We start from the raw sequence: 23,630 nt of genomic DNA, 5'->3' as shown, positions 1-23,630 counted from the left end.
AAAAAGCCTGCCGGAGCAGACTTTTTACGAAAATTGTTTAACGTTACTAAACATCGAATTTTGATTGTGATACTGCATCGACATGATCAAACCAATCCCAATCATATTCCCGATGAGGGCTGATCCTCCTTGACTGATAAACGGCAATGGAATCCCCGTCATCGGAATCAAATCAATGCTCATCCCCACGTTTTCAAAGACGTGGAAGAGGATCATCATAATTACTCCCGTTGAAATGTAGGCATAAAAGACGTTACGAGTTTCAAACGTCACTTTAATCATTTCATAAATCAAGAGAAAGTATAACAGAATCAGTAAAGTCCCGCCGATAAACCCAAAGTTTTCACCAACGACGGAGAAAATCATATCAGATTCTCGCACGGGCACATACACATGGGATACATTAAAACCGGTTCCAGTTAGGCCCCCGGACCCAATTGCTTTCATACTTTGCCACAGTTGAAAGCCTTGGTTACTGGAATCAGAAGCTGGATGCAACCAGCTATCAATTCGTTCAAATTGATACTGTTGAAAGCCGAGGTGCCCTAAAATGGCTCGTCCACCACTGGTTACCACCAGCAAGACCGCGGTCGTGACGAGGGTCACAAACCCGATGATGCCCGGCGCCAAAATTTTCCAGGTAATTCCCGAAACAATTAGCAGGCCCCCTAAGATGGCTAAGAACACCACGGTCGTCCCAAAGTCGTTTTGCAGTTTTAACAACACCACGACGGGTAACGTCCATAGAAACATCCGACCAATCAGTTTCCAGTCACTCCGAACCGTATGAATCGGATATTCGCTATTGTGATCCGCAATGACCCGGGCTTCCATCAAAATGTACGCCGGCTTCATAATTTCAGAGGGTTGAAAGGTAAACGGCCCAAGGGCAAACCAACTTTTGGCTCCCGTTTGCGCGAAGTACGCCCGACTGTATAGAAACAGGACGACAAATAGGAGAAAAATTCCAAACCAATAAGCGTAGGGCGCAATTTTCCACAATTGCTGGGCATCAAACTGCATGATGACAACTACCGCCACCGCTCCAATTACATACCACACTAACTGAGAAACCACGGTTCGAACCACCGATACGCCTCCGGTATCATGCGAAACGGCCACGTAAATCGAGCCAAGCCCGACCAAGGCTAACATCAGCACGCAAAAGATGATGCTCCAATCAATTCGATCACCATCTTGCACTTGTCTTCTTTGAAACACGATTAACTCTCCTTAATCTCAGTTATCGGTTATCTCTGATGTAAATTATATTCACGAATCACCTGTTGTAAGGCGTCCGCTTCGTTTTTTTCGTGAAACACTTGCTCGCCTATGTAACAATCAAACTTATCCGCATTCGGCACAATCTTTCCGACGGTGCGCCCCTTAATCTGGACTAAGTTTTCGTGATCAGGCGTAGCAACCACTTCTAATTCAATTTGTTTTTCCTTGCGACTCATTCTAGCCTCCATTCCGGGTTGTCTGGTTGCGCCGTAGTTGAAAGCGCGTCGGCACTGGGTCAAAGCCCCCGTGTACCAGGGGATTACACCGTAAAATACGGGCTCCCCCCATCAATAACCCCCGCCAACTTCCAAAGCGTTCAATAGCCGTTTCAGTATAGTGCGAGCACGTTGGTTGGTAGCGACAGGTGGGGGGCGTATGCGCTGAAACGCCGACTTGATAAGCTTTAATTAACTTCACTAACAGATTTTGCATGATCGTTAGTTACTTCGACCGAACAAACTAAAACCCTTTTTCGGCTTCTTTTCCGTATCAATGTGTTCCAGTAAGGCACTAGCTCCCTTAGCAACGTTTTCAAGTGGATCTTCAGATACCATCACCGGTACCGTCAGGGCATCAGAAATTACCACGTCAATGTTGTTTAACATGGAGCCCCCTCCGGTTAGCATGACACCCCGATCAATGATATCGGCCGCTAATTCCGGTGGAATCGTTTCTAAGACGCTCTTCGCAGCGTTAATAATCATCTGAACGGACGTATGGATGGCATCGGCTATCTCCGTACTGTTGATGGTAACGGAAATCGGCATCCCACTGACGGCATCCCGGCCCCGAACTTCAATTTCTTTGATATCGTTTGGATCGGCCTTGGCGGTTCCAATCGTTTTCTTGATTTTTTCGGCCGTGTGCTCCCCAATGATGATGTTATGGGTTCGTTTCATGTAATCCACGATGTCTTGGTTCATCACGTCGCCGGCTAACTTCAGTGACTTACTAGCCACGATGTCGCCGAGCGAAACGACGGCGATATCAGAGGTTCCTCCACCAATATCAATCACCATGCTCCCAGTGGGTTCGAAGATGTCCATCCCCGCCCCAATGGCAGCCACTTTGGGTTCTTCTTCTAAAAAGACTTCGCCGCCCACTGATTTTTGGGCGGCCTCGATGATCGCCTTTCGCTCAATGTTCGTAATGTTGGTGGGGGCACAAATCATTACCTTCGGTTTGGAAACCATGCCCTTAACGCTTAATTTTTTAATGAAGTAGTTCAACATTGCTTCCGTCACGTCAAAGTCAGAAATCACCCCATCCTTTAACGGCCGAATGGCTTTAATGTTGCCAGGCGTCCGGCCGACCATTTCGTAGGCTTCTTTTCCGACTGCCAGCACCTTGTTCGTTTTCGTATCAATCGCAACGACGGAAGGTTCGTTTAACACAACTCCCTTTCCCGTTACCGATACCAGCACGTTAGCTGTTCCTAGGTCAATTCCAATATCTTGGGCCATCTTTTGTTCTTCCTTTCCCACTTTCGCTAATTGTGTAAATTATACCATAATTATCGTTTCAGACCGCTAGCTCCCAGTGGAAACCCTTTCAATGTTTGCCCCGAGGTGGCGGAGTTTCTTTTCAATTTCATAGTACCCTCGATCTAGGTACTGCAAGTTAGTAATGTGCGTAACGCCCGTAGCAATTAGGCCGGCCATAATCAACGCTGCCGCTGCCCGTAAATCAGTGGCGGCCACTTCAGCCCCTTCAAAACGAGTTGGCCCGTGCATTACTACGGTATTCCCCTTGATTTCAAATTTGGCGTTCATTCGCCGTAATTCATCCAAGTGCATAAATCGGTTTTCAAACACAGTTTCGGTTAACGTGCTGACCCCGTCAGCCGCCAGTTGTAAGACCGTCATCTGCGGTTGCATGTCGGTTGGAAACCCTGGATACGGTGCCGTTTCTACGTCAACTGGTTGTAAGGTATCAGGGCCAATGATGCGTACCCCTTGTTCCTCCTGGGTGACGGTTACGCCCATCTCCCGCAGTTTGGCAATAAAGGGAAGGTTATGTTCGACAATCGCATTTTCAACCAGAACGTCCCCCTTTGTCACCGCGGCGGCAGCCATAAAGGTCCCAGCCTCAATCCGGTCCTGCACCACTTCATGGTGAACACCATGCAGCTTTTGTACTCCTTCAATGGTGACCGTATCGGTCCCGGCCCCCGTGATGTGGGCCCCCATGTCATTTAACATGTGCGCCAAATCGACGATTTCTGGTTCCCGGGCCACGTTTTTAATTACCGTGGTTCCCTGAGCAAGCGTTGCGGCCATCATAACGTTCTGGGTCGCTCCCACGCTTGGAAAATCAAAGTAAATTTCGGCTCCTTGTAAGCCATTGGGTGCACTTGCTTCTACGTAACCTTCATGTTGCTCAATCGTGGCTCCCATGGCTTCAAAGCCCTTTAAGTGGATGTCAATCGGGCGTGAACCAATTGCACACCCACCAGGCAGCGCCACCCGGGCCTGACCCAGACGTGCTAACAGTGGTCCCAAGACCACAATGGAAGCCCGCATTTTCGATACGTACTCGAAGGGCGCTTCACTATTAATTGATCCGGTCGCATCCACCGTAATTTGATTGTGATTTTCGTCAAAATCCACCTGTAAATTCAAACTCCGCAACACTTCGTTCATCACGTGCACATCCGAAAGAATTGGACTGTTTGTAATCACACTCTGTGCTTCACTACCTAAAATCGTGGCGGCTAAAATGGGGAGCACGGCATTCTTTGCTCCCTCGATGTGAACACTTCCGGATAAGCGGTTGCCACCGCGTACAATAATTTTATCCATTTTTTCTTCTCCCAGTTGGTTTAAAATAAAAATTGTAAGTTTTTTAAGTTATCAATAAAAGAGAGAAAGAAATTACTGCTCAACGAGCCTAGTCCCAACGCCAAAAGCACCAGTAACACTTTTCCCTGTTGCTCTTTGATGGGCACCAACCGTTCAAAATGAATTCCTTGGATGGCCCAAAAAGCCAAAATGACAAAAAATAACTGACTAATAATGCTAATCAAAGCCTGTAACCCAAATCCATTCATGCTAATCTTCCTCCAATTATTGCTACCCTCAATCTTATCATAAAACGCTGGCCGTGTCCGGGCGAACCACGCCGTTTACTTACTTTTCCACCAAATACAAAAAGGGAAACCACCAGTCGGTGATTTCCCTTTTACTAACTTTTTAACGTCGGTTCGCAACGTTAATCCGATTTAAGGCTCGTCGTAATTCGACTTCAGCCCGTTTCATGGTATCGGCGTCATGATTACTGTTGGCTTCCTCAATTTCTTTTTGAGCCCGTTCCTTGGCACTAGTAGCCCGGTTCACGTCAATTTGATCTTTTCGTTCCGCACTATCAGCCACAATCGTCAACTCATTATTCGAAAATTCCACAAAGCCACCGTTGACCGCGATAATTTCCGATTGCCCGTCTTGGTTTTTAAACTCGGCCGGCGCAATCTGCAACGCGGCAATCACCGGAATGTGGTTTGCCATAATGCCAAGATCCCCAGTCTGTGTTTGGACCACTGCCAACGAACACTGATCATTAGTATAAACCGAGCCATCGGGAGTTACGATACTAACGGTTAAAACGTTCTTTGCTTCAGCCAATTAGATCCCTCCTTATTTGTCGGTATCCTTTTGGGCCGCTTCATACTTTGCAACTACGTCGTCAATCGGACCACAGTTTCTAAAGTAATCTTCTGGAATGTAATCATACTTCCCCTCCAAGATTCCCTTAAATCCGGTAACGGTGTCTTGAACGGAAACGTATTTCCCGGGCACGTTGGTAAACGTTTCAGCGACTGAGAATGGTTGCGACAGGAAGAACTGAATCCGCCGCGCGCGACCAACAATCGTCTTTTCTTCGTCTGACAATTCATCCATCCCCAAAATTGAGATGATGTCTTGTAGTTCCCGATAACGTTGCAGCTCGTGTTGTACTTCGCTAGCCACTTGGAAGTGTTCCTCACCCACGATGGCTGGATCCAACGCAGACGAGGTTGATGCTAACGGATCCACGGCAGGATAAATCCCTTGTTGCGTTAAAGAACGTTCCAAGTTGGTCGTGGCATCCAAGTGCGCGAACGTCGTGGCGGGCGCCGGGTCAGTATAATCATCGGCAGGAACATAAACCGCTTGAATCGAGGTAATGGCCCCCTTCTTCGTTGAGGTAATCCGTTCCTGGAGCTGACCCATTTCAGTTGCTAACGTTGGTTGGTACCCTACGGCCGATGGAATCCGACCTAGGAGGGCTGAAACTTCCGTCCCCGCTTGGGTAAACCGAAAAATGTTATCGATAAACAACAACACGTCCTTGCCGGCTTCATCACGGAAGTATTCGGCAATCGTTAGCCCCGTTAAGGCAACCCGCATCCGGGCACCAGGCGGCTCGTTCATTTGTCCATACACCATGGCAGTTTGCTTCAGAACTCCCGAACTCTTCATTTCGAAGTACATATCGTTCCCTTCACGGGTTCGTTCTCCAACCCCCGTAAAGACGGAAATCCCGTTGTGTCCCTGCGCAATGTTATGGATTAATTCTTGAATTAAAACGGTTTTACCAACTCCGGCACCACCGAACAGACCAACTTTTCCTCCCCGAATGTAGGGAGCCAGTAAGTCAATTACCTTAATACCCGTTTCCAACACTTCGGTGGACGGGTTAATTTCATCAAATTTAGGTGCAGCCCGGTGAATACTCCACCGTTCCGCATCTGGACCAAATTTCGGGCCACCATCAATGGTTTGGCCTAAAACGTTAAATACTCGGCCTAGTGTGTCATTACCCACGGGCACTTCAATTGGCTTGCCCGTGTTTTCAACTTCCATGCCACGACGTAACCCATCGGTTCCGTCCATGGCAATCGTTCTGACAACTCCGTCACCCAATTCCAGCGCTACTTCTGTTACTAAAACATCGTCATCGCCTTTTTGGACTCTTAAAGCATCATTAATTTCAGGTAAATCGCCATCTAGGGGAAATTCAACATCGACAACCGGTCCAATTACTTGTAAAACTTTACCAGCACTCATTATGCGTTAATTCCTCCCATCATTAGTGATTCAATGCTTCTTGACCACCCGTAATCTCAGTGATTTCGGTCGTAATCGCAGCCTGGCGGGCCCGATTATATTTTAATTCCAACGAAGAAATTAAATCATCAGCATTGTCAGTTGCCGCTTTCATCGCCATTGAACTAGACGAATGCTCCGCCGTCTTGGCATCCAAGATTGCTCCGTACACCAAACTTTCTGCATACTGAGGCAAAATGGCATGGAGCACTTCCTGTTCAGATGGTTCCACTTCGTATTCCGCCGTCAGAGTTTCCGTTTGAATACTCGATCCTGCTCCGGTCGCCCCATCCATACTCTGGCGAATTGATTCCCGATCCATCGGTAACAATTTCTCCGTCCGAAAGTCGGAACGAACCCGGTTTACAAAGTGGTTGTAGCAGACGTACAGTTCACTAAACAAGTGATCGTTGTACATCTGGGTAATGGTCTTCACAATTCCCTTCACTTCTTGGTACGTCGGAATATCAGAAACCCCGCGGTACTCATACGCCACGTTCGCCTGGTTTTTTTTATAAAAATCAGCGCCCGTGCCTCCAACTGCAAGGATTACGTAGTCATCAACGTTCGGAGTCTGCTCTGCGATGAACCGGTTGGTCCCCCGCAAAACATTACTGTTATAGCTTCCGACCATCCCCCGGTCAGACGTGATTACGAGGTAAGCTGTCGGCCCTTTTTTGGCATGGGCTTGATCATTTGAAGGCTGCTGGCTATCTAATAAGTGTGATTGAGCCAAGTGCATTACCACCGACTTAACCTTCGCAACGTATTCATTATAAGTTGCCGTCTGGCCCTGAATTTGATTCAGTTTAACGGTTTGAACCATTTGCATGGCTTCCGTAATTTGGCGGGTATTTTTAGTGGAGGCAATGCGGTGCTTGACTTCATTCATTGATTCAGCCATTGGTTATCCTCCCTTCAAATTTAAGCTTGCGGTTGGTTCGACGTTTGTGCCGCTGTCGGAGTAAATAGTTTAGCAAATTCACTAATGGCAGTGGTGAGTTGTTGCTCATCAGGTAACTTTCCGGTTTCCTTGATGTGTTGCAACAAGTCTTGGTGCTGATCATCAAAGTAATTAAAGAGTTCATTTTGGAACCGCAAAACGTCGTCAACGGCAATTTTATCCAAATAACCGTGCGTCAACGAATACAAAATGATGACTTGCTTTTCAACGGGAAGCGGATCGTGAAGTTTTTGCTTCAAAACTTCCACCGTCCGAGCTCCCCGATCCAACTTGGCCTTCGTGGCATCATCCAAATCAGAACCAAACTGTGCAAAGGATTCCAATTCATGGTAAGAAGCCAAATCAATCCGGAGGGTTCCGGCCACCTTCTTCATAGCCGCGATTTGGGCGTCTCCACCAACCCGTGAAACCGAAGTTCCAGCATCAATGGCTGGTCGATCACCAGAGTAGAACATGTCGGCGTTCAAGAAAATCTGTCCATCGGTAATGGAAATTACGTTGGTAGGAATGTAGGCCGAAACGTCCCCAGCTTGGGTTTCAACGATTGGCAAGGCCGTCATTGAACCGCCACCTAATTTATCACTGAGTTTAGCAGCCCGTTCCAACAACCGGGAGTGGGTGTAGAAAATATCCCCAGGATAAGCTTCCCGGCCAGGCGGACGTCTCAGAATCAAGGAGAGTTCACGGTAAGCGTTCGCTTGCTTCGTTAAATCATCGTAGACGATTAACACGTGCTGTCCCTTGTTCATGAAGAATTCACCCATCGTTGCACCGGAATACGGGGCAATGTAGAGCAGCGGGGCTGGTTCAGAAGGTCCAGCCGTAACTACGATCGTGTAGTCCATGGCGCCAAACTTCCGTAGCGTTTCAACCTGTTGCATCAACGTGGAATCCTTTTGACCAATTGCAACGTAGATACAGATCATATTTTGATCCTTTTGGTTCAAAATCGTATCAATGGCAATGGAGGTTTTCCCGGTTTTCCGGTCCCCAATGATTAATTCCCGTTGCCCCCGTCCGATTGGAACTAACGCATCAATGGCTTTAATCCCCGTTTGGAGTGGTTCATCAACTGATTTTCGGTCCATGATCCCGGGTGCTTTGTGTTCGATTGGCATTTCGGTATCCGTCTCAATCTTGCCGTTTCCATCAATTGGTTGCCCCAGTGAGTTAACCACTCGGCCTACCATTGCGTTACCAACGGGAACTTCCATGATGCGACCGGTTCTTTTGACGGAATCACCTTCCCGAATCCCGGTATAGTCCCCGAGAATCACGATTCCGACGTTGTTGCTTTCCAAGTTTTGAATCATTCCGTAGATTCCGTTTTGGAATTCAACCAGTTCCCCGGATAAGGCATTATCAAGCCCATAGGCCCGAGCCACTCCGTCACCGATGTAGGTAACGATTCCGGTTTCTGCCACCGTGAGCTCATCTTGATAGCCTGCTAATTGTTTTTTAATTAGAGCGCTGATTTCTTCAGCCTTAATGCTCATAAAAGTTTCACCTCTTTCGTTTGCGAGCTCATCACTGCAGTAATAGCCGTTTCAAGTTGTCTAGTTTGGTTTTAATGCTCCCGTCAAACACAACGTTCTCCGCTTGCAAAATTACTCCACCAATAAGTGCTGGATTCGTGTGTTCTTGCAATTCGACCTGGTTGGCCTGTACCTTGTTAGCAAAGGTTTGCGCTAACTGGTCGCGTTGTTCTGGTGCCAGTGGGACTGCAGTGGTCACGCTGGCAATCACAATTCCGTGTTTTTGGTTATAGATTTGCTTAAATTTATCAATTACAGCTTGTAAGTCACTAATGCGCCCATAATCAAACATCATCTGCACCAAGTTTTTGACTGGTTGCGTTGTCACACTCTCAAGCAACGGTTTTAACAACGCTTCCTTTTGGTCCGGCGACAACGCCGTCGACGCGAGGGCCGTGGTCACCGTTGGATCAGCCGTCAAAATGCTTTGAATGGTGGCAAGGTCAGTTTGTCCGGTGGCAACTTGATCCTGCTCTTCTAGGGTCGCATACAATGCCTTCGCGTACCGATTAGCAACTTCATGCTTAGTTAGACTCATACTTATCCAACCCTTCGATGTAGGAATCAATTAACGTCTTTTGATCATTGGCGTCTAAGTTCTTTTGAATCAGCTTGGAAGCAATTTCAATAGATAAATCAGCTACATCATTCTTTGAGTTGGCTAGGGCATCTCGTTGTTGTTGCTCAATGTCCTTCGCGGCATTCTCTTTAATGGTTTTGGCATCCAAGTTGGCACTACTAATAATCGACTCGCGGCGTTTATCCCCGGTTTGTTGCGCCTTGCTAATGATTTCACTTGTTTCTGCTTGCGAATTAGCCAGCTCCGTCTGCCGTTTTTTCGCCAGTTCCAAGGCTTCGTTCCGCGACTTTTCGGCCGTATCAATGTCATTGGCAATCTTATCCGACCGATCCTGCATCATCTTCGTTACGGGCTTCCAGGCAACCACCTTGATCAGCCACATGAGAATAATGAATAAAACCGCGTAGAATAAGGCATCCCCAATGTTAAATGCTTCTCCAATCACTAACATCTATTGACACCTCCTTTGTTTGTTAATCAACTGGTTTGATTACTTGTTGATTACCAACATTGCAATCACGAAGGCTAAGATGGGCATAACTTCGATCAAAGCGACCCCGATAAACATGTTCGTCCGTAAGGTATTGCTTAATTCTGGCTGACGTGCCATTCCTTCTAGCATCTTCGAAATCAAAATTCCGTCACCGATCCCGGCCCCAACTGCGGCACCTGCGATCGCGATTCCAGCTCCAATTGCACCCATAAATACTTCCTCCTTTTCTTATTCCTCAAGCGTAATTTTATGAGAAATATATACACATGATAAAGTTACAAAAACGTAGGCCTGAATACAGCCAATAAATACTGAGAAGGCCATCCATGCCATTTCAATTGGTGCCGAAATAGCCAGGATTGCAATCCCATGCGAAAATGCCATTTTCGCAATCAAACCTGCCAGCAGTTCACCAGCAAAAATATTACCGTACACCCGAATTCCAAGGGTTAAGAAATTAGTAAACTCTTCCATCAAGTTGATCGGTAACAAGTAGGGAATGGGTTGTAGGTAGGTTTCAAAGTGCTGTTTATAACCTAACTTTTGTACCCCCGAGTACTGAGCAATCAACATTGACATCAGCGCAAACGACATTGCAACGATTGGATCGGCCGTGGGACTCTTCACGTAAACAATTCCACCAACTTCAATGTGGAGGAACAACCCCAAGAGGTTTGCTACCAAAATGAAATAGAAGAGCGTAAACGCCCACAGTCCATAATCCTTGGTTGATCCACTTGGCATCGTCGACTTCACAATTCCGTTCGTAAAGTCAATCATGTACTCCAATAAATTTTGCTTGCCCGTGGGCTTCATTTGAATTCGCCGGGAGCAAACATAAACAAAGCCAAACACAATTGCTGCAACAATTATTCCAGAAATCATGTTTCCCACGTTGAAGGTCAAACCGCAAAATTGAAAAGTACGAGTTGGATCCACTAATTATCACCTCTTTTGCCTTTCAAATAGCGAACGGTTGGCGCCAGATTCACACCTTGCTTTACCATTCATTTTAAGAATAACCACGCAGTAGCTAATCCTAAAATTCATTAGAATGATACCACCAAATGAAATTAAATACAAAGTAATTCCTTTAATTATAACCAGTGCGCTTGCCGGTTTTTTTGCCAATCAAAAAGCAGAAATCCACTGATTTCTGCTTTTTGATTTATTTAGTTCCGAATAACCGATCCCCGGCATCCCCAAGTCCGGGCACAATGTACCCATTTTCGAGGCGATCATCCAGCGCCGCTGCGTAAATTTCAACGTCTGGGTGGGCAGCTTCTAGAGCTTGCACCCCTTCTGGTGCAGCCACCAGGCACACAAACTTAATGTTCTGGGCGCCACGCTTCTTCAAGGCATCAATGGCCATGATGGCAGATCCTCCCGTTGCGAGCATTGGATCAACCACTAAGACTTCTCGGTCTTGAATGTCTGAAGGTAATTTCACAAAGTATTCATGGGGTTCGAAGGTGGTTTCGTCCCGATACATTCCCACGTGACCAACCCGGGCACTCGGTAACAGTTCCAAAATCCCATCAACCATTCCAATTCCGGCCCGTAAGATAGGCACGACCGCCACCTTTTTCCCGGCAAGCTTCTTAGTCGTGGCCTTTCCCATTGGCGTTTCGATTTCCACGTCCTGGAGGGGCATGTCGCGGGTGACCTCAAAGGCCATCAAGTTGGCGATTTCGTTGACAACTTCTCGAAATTCATTGGTTCCGGTTTTCTTATCCCGAATGATACTTAGTTTATGTTGAATCAAAGGATGATTCATTACGTGAAATTTACTCAAGGTCAACACTCCTTTTCTTTCTCCGTCTCATCCTATCATACCATGAACTGGCTTACCGCGTAATTGAATGGATGGCACATAATGCCTGCACGGCTTCACGAACTTCAGTTAGCGTTTGTTCATCATGAGGATGCGTGACCGTCCTTGTGATCAACTGGGCGACCTTGCGCGCATCTGCTTCCGTAAACCCGCGTGACGTGATGGCGGGCGTTCCCAAGCGCAGCCCGCTCGTCACAAACGGGCTGCGTTGTTCGTTCGGCAATGCCTCTTTGTTGGTCGTAATGTGTACTGAATCTAACAGGGCTTGGGCGTCCTTCCCGGTCAGTTCGGTCTGCGTAAGATCAACGTTTAACAAGTGGTTGTCGGTGCCCCCAGATACCACTCGGAGGTGCTCTGTGTGCTGAAATTCATCGGCCATCGCCTGCGCGTTTTTAATTACCTGACTGGCATACGTCGTAAATTCTGGTTGCAAATCTTCATAAAATGCAGCGGCTTTCCCTGCAATCACATGTTCCAAGGGGCCTCCTTGGGTGCGTGGAAAGACCGCCGAATTCAGCTGCTTTTGGTACTTAGCTTGCGCCAAAATCAAACCACCCCGGGGTCCCCGGAGGGTTTTATGGGTCGTCGTCGTCACCACGTCGGCAATCCCAACTGGATTAGGGTGTAAGCCAGCGGCCACTAAACCAGCAATGTGGGCCATGTCGACCATCAAGTAGGCCCCCACTTCGTCCGCAATCTTGCGAAAGGCGAGCCAGTCAATCTCGCGACTATACGCGGAAGCGCCAGCCACAATGAGCTTGGGGTGCACCCGTTCTGCTAGTGCTTGAATCGCCGCAAAATCCAGGCGTTCCGTGGTAGCGTCTAATCCATACGCATACGCCTGATAAATTTGTCCAGAAAAACTAACCTGAGCGCCGTGGGTCAAGTGTCCCCCAGCGTTTAAGTCCATCCCTAAAATGACATCGCCAGGCTGTAAAAAGGCCGCATACGCCGCCTCGTTAGCCTGCGAACCAGAGTGGGGTTGCACGTTGGCATATTCCGCGCCAAATAATTGTTTTGCCCGCTCAATCGCCAGGTTTTCCACGATATCAACGTACTGACACCCACCGTAATAGCGGTGGCCCGGGTACCCCTCGGCATACTTATTGGTTAACACCGAGCCTTGCGCGGCCCGCACGGCCTTTGAAACAATGTTTTCGGACGCAATTAATTCAATCGTATCTGCTTGGCGTTCTGCTTCGTGCTGAATTGCGTCCCATAATTTGGGATCTGCTTGTTGGTAGTTTTCCGTCATGATTTAGTCCCCCTTAGGTGCCTGCTAGCGCAGGTCTGCTGTTGAAAAGTGGTGTTGTCCCGCTGCCTTATTTAACCGGTTCATGTACGCTTCTCCCAGTCCGTTTGGAGAAAAGCCTTCCACGAGGATGGTCGTGATGTCTGGATGCAGGTCAAAGGCCCGTAACCCGGCAAATAAGGCGTGACTGGCCGAGTGAATGTCCGTCCCCAAACTGTAAGTTGCAACGTTCTCCGGCCAGGCATAGTGGTTTAGCACGGCGTCTGTGGCTAAAATCCCCACCGGCGTTGGTTGCTGCTGACTCCAGCTCACAACTGTTGCCCAATCAACCTTCGGATCCACAATCTGCACCGCTGCCGTTGGCGAATAGTGGGTATATTTCATTCCGGGGGCCTTGGGAACTTCATCTGGTTTGACCTGCTTTTGCGAGTCCACAATCGGCCCGAGCACGCGCTCCAAATCGGCTCGAGTTACTGCACCGGGCCGTAAAATGGCGGGGTGCGCGGTCGACATGTCAATCACCGTCGATTCCACCCCCAAGTCCGTTGGTCCAGCGTCTAAAATGCCGCCAATCTTCCCCTTTAAATCATGATAAACGTGTTGCGCGGTGGTCGGACTGGGTTTCCCCGACGTGTTGGCCGAGGGTCCAACTAACGGAACCCCGGCAGTTTTAATCAAGTCCAGGGTCGTAGCTTGGCGCGGATTCCGAAAAGCAGCGGTGGTTAAGCCACCAGTTACCTGGAGAGCCAAGCTTCCTGGTTGTAACGGCAAAATAATGGTTAACGGTCCGGGCCAAAAGGTATCCATTAACCGTTGCACGGCCGGCTGAATGGTGGTAACAAACTGCCGGACAGTGGCCTGATCCGCGACGTGGACAATCAGGGGGTTGTCACTCGGACGGCCCTTCGCCTTGTATACCTTTTCCACGGCGGCCACGTTGGTGGCGTCGGCCCCTAAACCATAAACGGTTTCCGTGGGAAAAGCGACCAACTCGCCCTGCTGGATTAACTCCGCGGCAGCGCTTAAATCCGGCGCTTTAAATATCTTAGTTTCCATCTTTAATCTACCTCTCCTTTTTGCATCCGCACCATCCGCTCGTGACCGGCTAGGTCCTGACGAACCTGCAGCTGCGCCGTTGGAAACTGCTGGTGCCAAATTGCGGACACCGCCGATCCCTGCTGATAGCCAATCTCTAAGTACACGCTGGCGTGCTCAGTTAAATACGGCCCCACTGTCGCGGCCAACCGTTCGTACAATTCTAACCCCTGATGGGCAGCAAATAAGGCCGTTTTCGGCTCATAATTGACGACGGTGGCATCCATTACATCTACTTCCGAACTTGCAATGTAGGGTGGGTTGGAAATCACAATGTCAAAGGGCGGCCGGGGAACCGCTTGCAATAAGTCACTAGCAACAAACTCAATCGCCGTTCCCTGCGCCTGCGCATTCTGCTGGGCCACCTGCAGGGCAGCGGGGGAAATGTCGCTTGCCACCACCGTCCAGTCCGGACGGGCCTGTTTTACCGCAATTGCAATTGCGCCACTCCCCGTGCCCACGTCTAACACCCGCAACGGTTGCTTTCCATGGTCGTAAAGCACCCAGTCAACCAGTTCTTCGGTTTCTGGGCGCGGGATCAACACATCGGGAGTGACCATGAGCGTTAAGCCGTAGAACGGCGCCTGTCCCATAATGTATTGGACCGGTTCACCGGCCGCCCGGCGGTCCACGTTCGTCTGAAACCTGTGAACCTGGTCAGCTGCTAACGGTTCCCGGTAGTGCACTAAAAGTTCCGTTTGGTTCCACCCCAACTGTTCCAGTAACAGGTACCGGGCGTCTGCTGGCGCAATTTCTAACCGCTTCAAACGCAAAGAAGCCCACTGCAGGGCTTCAAAGGGAGTTGCGTGGGCATTAAGCTTCGGCATCGTTTAAATGCTCCAACTTTTCGGCTTGATCAGAGATAATCAAGGCATCAATGATTTCATCCAAATCGCCAGCCAAAACCTTATCCAACTTGTTGAGCGTTAACCCAATCCGATGGTCTGTCACCCGGTTTTGCGGAAAATTGTAGGTTCGAATCCGTTCGGACCGGTCACCGGTTCCAACCGCTGATTTTCGTTGGGCGTTATACTCGTCTTCTTCTTGTTGTTTGTAGTAGTCATACACCCGGGCTCGAAGCACCGTCATGGCCTTCGCTCGGTTTTGTTGCTGGGACCGTTCGTCCTGCATTGCCACTACAATTCCGGTGGGCAAGTGGGTCATCCGCACGGCTGATGAGGTCTTGTTAATGTGCTGCCCCCCGGCTCCAGATGACCGGTACACATCCGTCCGAATGTCGGCCGGATCAATTGTGATGTCAACGTCTTCTTCCTCGGGCATTACCCCCACAGTCGCCGTGGAGGTGTGCACCCGCCCGGCTGACTCAGTTTCTGGCACCCGTTGCACCCGGTGGGCCCCATTTTCATACTTAAGCTTTGAATACACCTTGTTTCCGGTAATCATCAGGACAATTTCTTTAAAGCCTCCAACTTCGGTATCGGCTTCATCAATGACTTCGACCTTCCAGCCCTGCATCTCGGCGTACTTTACATACATATTGTACAAATCCGCCGCAAACAAACTGGCTTCGTCGCCTCCAGCCGCTCCGTGGATTTCCATGATGATGTTCTTATCGTCATTTGGATCCTTGGGAATCAAAAGCACCTTAAGCTGTTGTTCGAGTTGGTCCTTTTCCTGTTCCAAGTCGCCAATCTCACTTTTAACCATCTCGGCCATCTCTGGATCCAGCTTCTCTTGGAGCATTTCTTGATCGTCATCAAGGGCCGTACTCACATCCTGGTAGTGATGGTAGGTTTCTACGGTTTCTCGTAAACTTCCCTCTTCTTTAGAGAGTTTCATAAACCGCTTGGTGTCTGCAATCACTTCTGGATCACTGATCAATTCGTTCAGTTCGTCGTAACGATCGGAAACGGATTGTAATTTATCAAAGATTTCGTCCATTTGATTTTCAGCCATTGTCATCCTCTTTTCTCTGGTTTGCTAAAGGTGGATTGTTGTAGTGAGTCCGGCAGACCGGATAATACGATTCATTGCCACCCATGACGACTTGTTCGCCCTCATACACGGGCTGACCGTTGTGGAGGCGGAGATTCATCGTGGCCTTCTTCTCACAAAACCAACAAATCGTTTTCATTTCTTCGAGTTTATCCGCGTACAACAGTAAGTACTTGGAACCTGCAAACAGGTGGTTTTGAAAGTCGTTTTTGAGGCCAAAAGCCATGACGGGAATCTGCAGTTCATCAACAATCTGCGCTAGTTCTAAGATATGATGCTTTTCTAAAAACTGGGCTTCGTCCACCAGAATACAACTGACGGGGTGCTGGTTAGTCGTCATCGCCTTTTTCACAATGGTAAAGGCGTTGGCCGTTGGTTCGATGGAAACGGCCTTCCGGTTCAGGCCAATCCGGGATTCAATCATCCCGGGCGCCTCACGGGTGTCAAGGGCACTCGTGAGCAAAATCACGCGCTTCCCCTGCTCTTCATAGTTATGTGCTACTTTAATAATTTCGATTGATTTCCCACTATTCATCGCCCCATAGCGAAAGAAAAGCTGCGCCACATAATCACCTTTTTCCTAAAAATTCCGCTGCTTTTCATTATAGCTAATTTCGCAGTTCCCTGCATTAAAATTCCCAAATCAACGCGCGCGTCCCTTATTTTCGTGAAATTAATCAATTTATGCTAAAATCTAAGGGATTGCGCAGAAGAATTTAAAAGGATGTGAACCTGAATGACATTGAGAAGTGAGATTGCAACCCTCGCTGGCCGGTCCTCGTACTGGTTTTTGCATAACTTCATGGGCGGCGGAAGTTCGCTCCCTGGTAAAATCACCACGACCCTTGATCCGGATGTCTTAAAGGAACTAGGTAAAAATTACGAAGTCATCATTGTCAGTGGAACCAACGGAAAAACGTTAACCACGGCTTTAATTGTCCAAGTCTTAAAGGAAAAGTATGACCACATTGTCACCAACAAAACTGGCTCTAACATGGTTCAGGGCATTACTTCGACCTTCTTAGAGGCCAAACGGCCCGCCAAAGGGAAAAAGGGCATTGCTGTCCTAGAAGTGGATGAAGCTAACGTTAAACCAATTGTTAGCCAAATTACCCCCAAGATGTTTGTCCTAACCAACATTTTCCGGGATCAATTGGATCGGTACGGAGAAATTTACACGACCTACCAGAAAATCCTAGACGGCATCAAGCTGGCTCCCGATGCGGTGGTCCTCGCTAACGGAGACGAACCGATTTTCCACTCCAAAGAACTCCCGAACCCGCAGGTTTACTACGGTTTTGCTAACCAACCTGCGACGGGTGACCTAAAGGCTGCCCCGAATACCGACGGAATTCTTTGTCCTGTTTGTCAACACCTGCTCCACTATCACTACTTGGTCTATGCCAACCTGGGCGATTACTTCTGTCCCAACTGTGGCTTCCGCCGTCCAGACCTCCGGTTTAAAGTAACGGACGTTTCAGAACGCACGCCCAAAGCATCGAAGTTTGCAATTGACGGTCATCCATACGAAATCGGAGTGGGCGGAACTTACAACATCTACAACGCCCTCGCCGCTTACGCGGTGGGCCGTGAGGTTGGAATTCAGCCCGACCAGATTCGCCATGCGTTTGAAAATAACCAACGTCTCTTTGGGCGCCAAGAAGAAATTAACGTAGCTGGAAAAGACGTCAGCATTATTCTGGTCAAAAACCCTGTGGGAACCAACCAGGTAATCGATTTACTGGCAACGGAACCAGAGCCCTTCTCCTTTGTGGGGCTATTGAACGCCGACTACGCTGATGGAATTGATACCAGCTGGATTTGGGACGGTGAATTTGAACGCTTACCACAAATGAACATTCAACAATTTGAAACCGGCGGTAAACGTTATAAAGACATTACCTTCCGGTTGAAAGTGGCCGGCGTTAACCCAGAACAACACACCGTGCAACCCGATTTAGGCAAAGTAATCGAAGATATTAAACAGATGCCAACTGACAAGGTTTACATCTTAGCGACCTACACCGCCATGATGGAAATGCGGTCCCGGTTAATGAAACAAGGTTACATCAAGGGAGGAAACTAATTATGACCATGAACTTACGCGTGGCGCACCTGTACGGTGACCTCATGAATACCTATGGTGACATTGGCAACATCCTCACGTTACGGTTTTATGCCAACCAAATTGGCGTAACGGTGACCGACCAGATCATTAGTCTCGAAGACGACTTTCAGGCCGATGACTTTGACTTCGCCGTGTTTGGTGGGGGACAAGACTTTGAACAAATGGTCGTGGCCAAGGATTTACCCAATAAACGTGATGAATTAATCAAATTTATCGAACAGAATAAACCGCTGATTGCCGTTTGTGGTGGCTACCAGATGCTCGGTAAGTACTATGTGGATGCAAGTGGTCGTAAGCTACCAGGGATTCACGCCATGAACCACTACACCGAACAGCAACACGAAAACCGCTTTATTGGCGACATCGAGATTCAAAATGAAGCGACCGGCCAAAAGTACCACGGCTTTGAAAATCACCAGGGCATCACCTTTCTTGGTGATGATGAACATGCCCTAGGCAAGGTGCTCAAGGGCTACGGTAACAACGGTGAAGATCAAACCGAAGGAGCCGTGCACAACAACACGATTGGCACCTACTTCCACGGCCCAATCATGGCCCGAAACGGCAACTTTTCCATCCACATGATGTTTGAAGCCTTACAAAATAAGTATCCTGATTATGATTTCACGGACTTAAAAACCAAGGTTAAACCCGAGTCATACTAACAAAGCTAACCAATTCAAAAATGCTCCCACTAAGCTCATTGTGGGAGCATTTTTAGTTAGTCGAATAGTTCAGCCAGATAACTAGCCAGCATCCGATTTCGTTCGTCCATAAACCTTTCATGGACTTGCGGGTGAACCCGGTTGGACAGAAACACCAAGGCACTGCGTCGCTCCGGAACCAGCATGACTAAGGTTCCCGTATAACCGCCCTGCCAGATGTAACGATGACCCTGATACGTTGCTAAGCGCCAGCCAAACGACCGACTTCCATCCTGCATCGGCGTTTGATCTGCATACATCGCCGTAAACATGGCCGGCGTGTACACCTTCCCCGGTGGAGTTAGCTGTAGCATCCACTGGGCAAACCGCTCCGTGTCACGTAACGAACTAAACAGACCCGCCGACCCACAATCAGATCCTAAGACCTGGGCCTTGGGATCATGCACCACGCCTTGTCGGTTAGTCATTGTGTCTGAATCATACGTGGTCGGCACCGTCCGACGGGGATCCGGATGAAACGTGGAGTCAATCAAGCCAAGCGGTTCTAACACCATGTGTTTAATCAACGGCTGAATCGGTAAACCAGCAACGACCCCGGCAATCCACCCTAAAAAGATGTAATTCACGTCTTGGTAGCGCATTTGCTTTCCTAATTGTGGTCCCACGTCTAGGCTCAGCAAAGCCGTCCGCAGTTGGTTTAAATTTAACTGATCCCGGTTAGGAATGTAGCCCGTGATGTCAGCAGTATGGGTCAGCAAGTGTCGTACCGTAACCCGAGGGTGCTTCCACTCGGGTAAATAGGTAGTAATGGAATCGTCTAACCCAATCTGTTGCTTTGAAACGAGCTGCATAATCACCGGAACGGTTCCCATCACCTTCGTCAACGAGGCCATGTCGTATAACTGGTTGGGCTGTAGGGGAACTCTCGTTGGCGCCACTTGTTGGGCGCCAGCAATGCCATCTTCCACGTTTAACCCCGTGATAAAGGCATACGAAGCTCCCGGAACGACCTGGTCGGTAATCATTTGGTTAATCAGGGCCTGCGTGTGTTCAAACCGCATCGTCACGTCCTTCTTTCTTACGTATTGACCACGAGTTGTTACTGTTCAGCATTTTTAATCTGGCTAGCAATATCATCATGCTCGTTAAAATCTAAGTTTAAAAAGGCCTGGCTGGTAACGGGAAAGTGTTCTTGAAAGTCTGTAAATGGTTCCAAGCTCAGTTCGGCATCCGCAACCTCAAAGTCTAGGACGTGGCCCCCAAAATCATGGTCAGCGGCGAGAAAATGGTAGTGAAATCCACCGACTGCGACCCCATTGTACAGTTGGGGGGCGTAGTAGCCGAGCATCGTCCCGCTAACAGCCTGTTTTTCAAAGACCGCCTGTTCCTTAGCCGCTTGTTCCAGGGTTTGATACGGTTTGGTTTGTTTGTGAACGGAACGGGTCTGCACCCGGCTAAACTGCCCCGTCAACTGAAAGGAATAAAACAGGTTCTGCCATGGATGCGCGGAAGCAATTTGTTGTAACGTGGCGTCTCGGCCCTGTCTCTGAATCCGCATTTCTGGTTGGTAATCAGCAAAGTTCACCGTGGCAAAGGGAACCTGGTCGTTGGGTTGTAAGACGTTGACGTCCCCACTAGCGGTAACTTGGTATAACGTCCCCTGTAAAATGATTAATTCTCCATCTAACCCGTCCCCGGTTCCAATCCCGGTATCACCGTGTTTTAACAGTTCTGCGACAGACATTGTCCCGGTAAATAAACCGGCAGTTAGGTCAGCTAGGGTTGAATGCTGGTATAATAGATTCTGGTTCATATTTTATCCTACTTTCTCAACTAACTAAGGAGTTGTTTTACTTTGACTGATGCAAAAATGAATGGTGCCCAAGCCATCGTCAAATCCATGATTAATCAGGGAATCCAGTACTGCTTCGGAATCCCGGGGGCCAAGGTTGACCTCCTGTTTGAAGCCCTCGAATACTGCGAAGATGAACGGGCACCTAAACTAATTGTAACACGCCACGAACAGGATGCTGTGTTCATGGCTGCTGCCATTGGCCGTCTCACTGGTAAACCCGGGGTGGCCATGGTCACCTCTGGCCCAGGAGTTAGTAACCTAGCCACAGGCTTATTGACCGCGACAACTGAAGGGGATCCCGTCATCGCCCTTGGGGGTCAAGTTCCGCAAGATGACGTTAACCGGGCCACCCACCAGGCAGCTCGCAATGCCGAGATTCTGAAAGACGTTACCAAGAGTAGCGTTGAGGTCCAGGATGCGAATAATGCTTCGGAAGTCTTTACGAATGCCTATCAAACGGCGATTGCACCTAAGCAAGGCGCGACGTTTATCTCGCTGCCCCAAAACGTATTAGCCGCTGAAGTTAACCGGCCAGCGTTACAGCACATTGGCATCGTGGACCACGGCCGGGCTGGCAAAACGACCCTCGCTGAAATCACCGACCACCTTCAACGCGCAGAACGGCCCGTGATTTTAGCGGGAATGCGCGCGTCTGCTCCAGAAAATACCCAAGCAATTCGGGCTTTAATTAAAAAGTACGCCCTTCCGGTGGTTGAAACGTTCCAAGGTGCCGGGGTGGTATCTAAAGAACTCGTTGACCGCTACTTTGGGCGGATTGGGTTGTTCAAAAATCAACTCGGTGATTCAATCCTCCGTGACAGTGATCTGATCCTGACAATCGGCTACGATCCCGTGGAATACGAACCTCGGAACTGGCATGACGATAACACGCCGATCATTAACATTGATGACGTGCAAACGGAACTGTCAAACGAGTTTCAACCAACCATCGATACGCAAACCAGCATTGCTAAAACTTTAGAGTCAATTACTGAGGCCCTTCCAGACCAACCGGACTTCCCGGCCACAACCAAGGCCGAGCTAGACCGGTTACGCGCGGAATACGAAAAAATTGACGAAGAAAACTACCATCAGTACGTAAATAACGAGGACCACCAAACGCGGTTGAATCCGTTGAACCTGTTGGAAGTCGTGCAAGAAAACGTTCACGATGATACCACGATCACGGTTGACATCGGGAGTCACTACATCTGGATGGCCCGCTACTTTAAGTCCTACCAACCGCGAACCCTCTTATTCAGTGACGGGATGCAAACCCTCGGAGTTTCCCTCCCCTGGGCGATTGCCGCTTCACTGGTTCGCCCTAAGCAAAAAATCGTGTCCGTTTCCGGAGATGGGGGCTTCCTCTTTTCTGGTCAGGAACTAGAAACCGCTGTCCGGTTGAACTCTAACATCGTCCAACTGATTTGGAATGATTCCCACTACGACATGGTGCGCTTCCAAGAAATTGCGAAATATGGGAAGGACTCGGGAGTTGATTTCAACAACATCAACTACGCTGAAATCGCCAATGGATACGGCGCCACCGGGATTCGGGTTAACAGCCTCGCCGAATTTGAAACGGCTTTCAAAAAGGCCATGCAAATGGACGGCCCGGTTGTGATTGATATCCCCGTTGATTACTCGAATAACATTAAATTAAAGACGTCGAAGTTGCTGTAAACTTTGGTAACGAAAATACAAAAACACCGCTCCTTGTGAAAGGTAGCGGTGTTTTTCGTTTCTTGTCATGCGAATCAAATTAATGCCCCTGCCTAAAAATAATAAGTTACAAGCCTAAATCAGTAACTATTCTTACCGAAGCAAGCAAAAAAGCCCGCCATAGCGAGTTTTTGCAAGTATATGAAAATCAGTAAAAACACGAAATTGGGTATACTGGATTCGAACCAGTACATTATGGATTCAGAGTCCACTGCCTTACCAGTTTGGCTAATACCCAATAAGTACAATAAATATACTACAATGTTGACTCGTCCTTGTCAAACATTATTTAGATTGACTTTTATCCCGACCCAGAGTAAAATGAAATCGTTATATGATAATTATTGCCCGTTGGTCAAACTGGTTTAAGACGTCGCCCTCTCAAGGCGGAGTTACGAGTTCGAGTCTCGTACGGGTAATTCGCAAAAAAGTCGCTGTTAAAGCGACTTTTTCTTTCTCAATTTTTATTAAATTCAATTATCGAGGTTTTTCATGATTTTACTCTTTTTTCCATTGCTTTTATGCTTAATCATTATTTCGTTTTTTCGCGGCAACTGTTGTGGGTGTCTGAGCTTCCTACTGTTATTATTACTAGTTGGCCTCTTTCTGTCGTCCTTTTGGGTTATCGTGGCCCTGGCTGCCACGGGGCTCTTTATTTATGGAGTCACCAGCTACTTTAACAACAACTAAAAACCGGTAATGATCGCAAGTCTCAGATCATTACCGGTTTTTTATTTCTGCGTGAGTTTTTGGTTAATTTCCGCAATCGTTTGCCGCGCGCGTCTCATTTCAATCGTCCACATCACCACGTAAATGATGATGAAAATGATGGTAAAGTTTGCAAAATAGGAAAATTCCAACGGGAACCATTCTGAGACAACCGCTAAGGTCGAAAAAAGCACGTAGGTTACGATAAAATGCAAAACCGTTTGCTTGGTAATGCTCCAACGCTCGACCCCAAAAATTAAGCTACTCAGTGAAAAGACCATGCCCATTGCCATCCACATCACTCCGGCCACTGCCGTCGCGGTTAGTTCTGAACCAAAATGACTAATAAAATCAGGGCTAGATGGGAACATTTGCTTCAAACCGTTTAGTTTTGAAAATAACATCGCGAACCAAAAACCAATCAATAGTCCGCCAGCTGACCCGCTCACTGTGAGATTCCAAATTTGTCTCATCA

The 23,630-nt window shown here is 48.2% G+C and carries 26 protein-coding genes and 2 tRNA genes; 4 read left to right on the top strand and 24 right to left on the bottom strand.

Annotated features, from left to right (window positions below; translation table 11 throughout):
• Positions 1-24: 24 nt before the first annotated feature.
• From M8332_RS02470 to M8332_RS02375, 20 genes are all read right to left on the bottom strand, one after another.
• The gene (locus M8332_RS02470; protein ID WP_252780612.1) at positions 25-1,221 is read right to left on the bottom strand and encodes an FtsW/RodA/SpoVE family cell cycle protein; all 1,197 of its coding nucleotides are present in this window, start codon (positions 1,219-1,221) and stop codon (positions 25-27) included.
• Positions 1,222-1,250: 29 nt separating this feature from the next.
• Positions 1,251-1,460, bottom strand: coding sequence for a DUF2969 family protein (locus M8332_RS02465; RefSeq protein WP_252780611.1), 210 nt, complete (start codon positions 1,458-1,460; stop codon positions 1,251-1,253).
• 1 nt (position 1,461) lies between these two features.
• Positions 1,462-1,716 carry a membrane protein insertion efficiency factor YidD gene (gene yidD, locus M8332_RS02460; RefSeq protein WP_252780610.1) on the bottom strand — a complete coding sequence of 85 codons (255 nt, stop codon included), beginning with the start codon at positions 1,714-1,716 and terminating at the stop codon, positions 1,462-1,464.
• A 5-nt stretch (positions 1,717-1,721) separates the two neighbouring features.
• The gene (locus M8332_RS02455; RefSeq protein WP_252780609.1) at positions 1,722-2,747 is read right to left on the bottom strand and encodes a rod shape-determining protein; all 1,026 of its coding nucleotides are present in this window, start codon (positions 2,745-2,747) and stop codon (positions 1,722-1,724) included.
• Positions 2,748-2,813: 66 nt separating this feature from the next.
• Positions 2,814-4,085: a UDP-N-acetylglucosamine 1-carboxyvinyltransferase gene (gene murA / locus M8332_RS02450; protein WP_252780608.1), complete on the bottom strand. Its 1,272-nt coding sequence runs from the start codon at positions 4,083-4,085 to the stop codon at positions 2,814-2,816.
• 20 nt (positions 4,086-4,105) lie between these two features.
• Positions 4,106-4,333 carry a DUF1146 family protein gene (locus M8332_RS02445; protein WP_252780607.1) on the bottom strand — a complete coding sequence of 76 codons (228 nt, stop codon included), beginning with the start codon at positions 4,331-4,333 and terminating at the stop codon, positions 4,106-4,108.
• Positions 4,334-4,475: 142 nt separating this feature from the next.
• Positions 4,476-4,904, bottom strand: coding sequence for a F0F1 ATP synthase subunit epsilon (locus M8332_RS02440; RefSeq protein ID WP_252780606.1), 429 nt, complete (start codon positions 4,902-4,904; stop codon positions 4,476-4,478).
• Positions 4,905-4,916: 12 nt separating this feature from the next.
• Positions 4,917-6,329 carry a F0F1 ATP synthase subunit beta gene (gene atpD / locus M8332_RS02435; RefSeq protein WP_252780605.1) on the bottom strand — a complete coding sequence of 471 codons (1,413 nt, stop codon included), beginning with the start codon at positions 6,327-6,329 and terminating at the stop codon, positions 4,917-4,919.
• 22 nt (positions 6,330-6,351) lie between these two features.
• Positions 6,352-7,272 carry a F0F1 ATP synthase subunit gamma gene (locus M8332_RS02430; protein WP_252780604.1) on the bottom strand — a complete coding sequence of 307 codons (921 nt, stop codon included), beginning with the start codon at positions 7,270-7,272 and terminating at the stop codon, positions 6,352-6,354.
• 20 nt (positions 7,273-7,292) lie between these two features.
• Positions 7,293-8,828, bottom strand: coding sequence for a F0F1 ATP synthase subunit alpha (atpA, locus tag M8332_RS02425; protein ID WP_252780603.1), 1,536 nt, complete (start codon positions 8,826-8,828; stop codon positions 7,293-7,295).
• A gap of 31 nt (positions 8,829-8,859) precedes the next feature.
• A complete protein-coding gene (gene atpH / locus M8332_RS02420) occupies positions 8,860-9,405 on the bottom strand; it encodes an ATP synthase F1 subunit delta (protein WP_252780602.1) in 546 nt (181 codons plus the stop codon).
• Positions 9,392-9,898: a F0F1 ATP synthase subunit B gene (gene atpF, locus M8332_RS02415; protein WP_252780601.1), complete on the bottom strand. Its 507-nt coding sequence runs from the start codon at positions 9,896-9,898 to the stop codon at positions 9,392-9,394. The genes atpH and atpF overlap by 14 nt, the downstream gene beginning before the upstream one ends.
• Positions 9,899-9,937: 39 nt before the next feature.
• Positions 9,938-10,150 carry a F0F1 ATP synthase subunit C gene (gene atpE / locus M8332_RS02410; protein WP_252750032.1) on the bottom strand — a complete coding sequence of 71 codons (213 nt, stop codon included), beginning with the start codon at positions 10,148-10,150 and terminating at the stop codon, positions 9,938-9,940.
• Between the two features lie 18 nt (positions 10,151-10,168).
• Positions 10,169-10,825: a F0F1 ATP synthase subunit A gene (gene atpB / locus M8332_RS02405; RefSeq protein WP_252780600.1), complete on the bottom strand. Its 657-nt coding sequence runs from the start codon at positions 10,823-10,825 to the stop codon at positions 10,169-10,171.
• 283 nt (positions 10,826-11,108) lie between these two features.
• Positions 11,109-11,735, bottom strand: a complete 627-nt coding sequence (gene upp, locus M8332_RS02400) for a uracil phosphoribosyltransferase (protein WP_252780599.1) — start codon at positions 11,733-11,735, stop codon at positions 11,109-11,111.
• 52 nt (positions 11,736-11,787) lie between these two features.
• On the bottom strand, positions 11,788-13,029 hold the full coding sequence (gene glyA, locus M8332_RS02395; protein ID WP_252780598.1) for a serine hydroxymethyltransferase: 1,242 nt from the start codon (positions 13,027-13,029) through the stop codon (positions 11,788-11,790).
• Positions 13,030-13,053: 24 nt separating this feature from the next.
• Positions 13,054-14,082, bottom strand: coding sequence for an L-threonylcarbamoyladenylate synthase (locus M8332_RS02390; protein WP_252780597.1), 1,029 nt, complete (start codon positions 14,080-14,082; stop codon positions 13,054-13,056).
• A 2-nt stretch (positions 14,083-14,084) separates the two neighbouring features.
• On the bottom strand, positions 14,085-14,948 hold the full coding sequence (prmC, locus tag M8332_RS02385) for a peptide chain release factor N(5)-glutamine methyltransferase (protein WP_252780596.1): 864 nt from the start codon (positions 14,946-14,948) through the stop codon (positions 14,085-14,087).
• Positions 14,935-16,023: a peptide chain release factor 1 gene (gene prfA, locus M8332_RS02380; protein WP_252780785.1), complete on the bottom strand. Its 1,089-nt coding sequence runs from the start codon at positions 16,021-16,023 to the stop codon at positions 14,935-14,937. Before prfA ends, prmC begins: the two co-directional genes overlap by 14 nt.
• A gap of 7 nt (positions 16,024-16,030) precedes the next feature.
• On the bottom strand, positions 16,031-16,612 hold the full coding sequence (locus tag M8332_RS02375) for a thymidine kinase (RefSeq protein ID WP_435370801.1): 582 nt from the start codon (positions 16,610-16,612) through the stop codon (positions 16,031-16,033).
• A gap of 201 nt (positions 16,613-16,813) precedes the next feature.
• On the opposite strand from M8332_RS02375, the gene M8332_RS02370 reads away from it, so the two are divergent.
• Together M8332_RS02370 and M8332_RS02365 are read left to right on the top strand one after the other, a co-directional pair.
• The gene (locus M8332_RS02370) at positions 16,814-18,163 is read left to right on the top strand and encodes a Mur ligase family protein (RefSeq protein WP_252780594.1); all 1,350 of its coding nucleotides are present in this window, start codon (positions 16,814-16,816) and stop codon (positions 18,161-18,163) included.
• A 2-nt stretch (positions 18,164-18,165) separates the two neighbouring features.
• Positions 18,166-18,870: a type 1 glutamine amidotransferase gene (locus M8332_RS02365; protein WP_252780593.1), complete on the top strand. Its 705-nt coding sequence runs from the start codon at positions 18,166-18,168 to the stop codon at positions 18,868-18,870.
• A 56-nt stretch (positions 18,871-18,926) separates the two neighbouring features.
• Here M8332_RS02365 and M8332_RS02360 read toward each other — a convergent pair whose 3' ends face one another.
• Positions 18,927-19,931: a serine hydrolase domain-containing protein gene (locus tag M8332_RS02360; RefSeq protein ID WP_252780592.1), complete on the bottom strand. Its 1,005-nt coding sequence runs from the start codon at positions 19,929-19,931 to the stop codon at positions 18,927-18,929.
• Positions 19,932-19,969: 38 nt separating this feature from the next.
• Positions 19,970-20,683 (bottom strand): acetolactate decarboxylase, encoded by a 714-nt coding sequence (budA, locus tag M8332_RS02355; RefSeq protein WP_252780591.1) that lies wholly within the window; start codon positions 20,681-20,683, stop codon positions 19,970-19,972.
• A 57-nt stretch (positions 20,684-20,740) separates the two neighbouring features.
• On the opposite strand from budA, the gene alsS reads away from it, so the two are divergent.
• Entirely contained in the window at positions 20,741-22,408 is a 1,668-nt protein-coding gene (gene alsS / locus M8332_RS02350; protein ID WP_252780784.1) for an acetolactate synthase AlsS, read from the top strand.
• Positions 22,409-22,612: 204 nt separating this feature from the next.
• Here the strand turns inward: alsS and M8332_RS02345 are convergent.
• Positions 22,613-22,685 (bottom strand) — tRNA-Gln (locus M8332_RS02345).
• Between the two features lie 107 nt (positions 22,686-22,792).
• Between M8332_RS02345 and M8332_RS02340 the strand changes: the two genes are divergently transcribed.
• A tRNA-Glu gene (locus tag M8332_RS02340) sits at positions 22,793-22,866 on the top strand.
• Between the two features lie 312 nt (positions 22,867-23,178).
• Here M8332_RS02340 and M8332_RS02335 read toward each other — a convergent pair.
• Entirely contained in the window at positions 23,179-23,628 is a 450-nt protein-coding gene (locus M8332_RS02335) for a DUF3021 domain-containing protein (protein ID WP_252780783.1), read from the bottom strand.
• Positions 23,629-23,630 lie beyond the last annotated feature (2 nt).

Origin of the sequence: Fructilactobacillus ixorae (assembly GCF_024029915.1) — a bacterium.
Taxonomy (GTDB): domain Bacteria; phylum Bacillota; class Bacilli; order Lactobacillales; family Lactobacillaceae; genus Fructilactobacillus; species Fructilactobacillus ixorae.
Note: the sequence above shows the minus strand (reverse complement) of the source record. Positions and strands in the feature narration are given on the sequence as shown.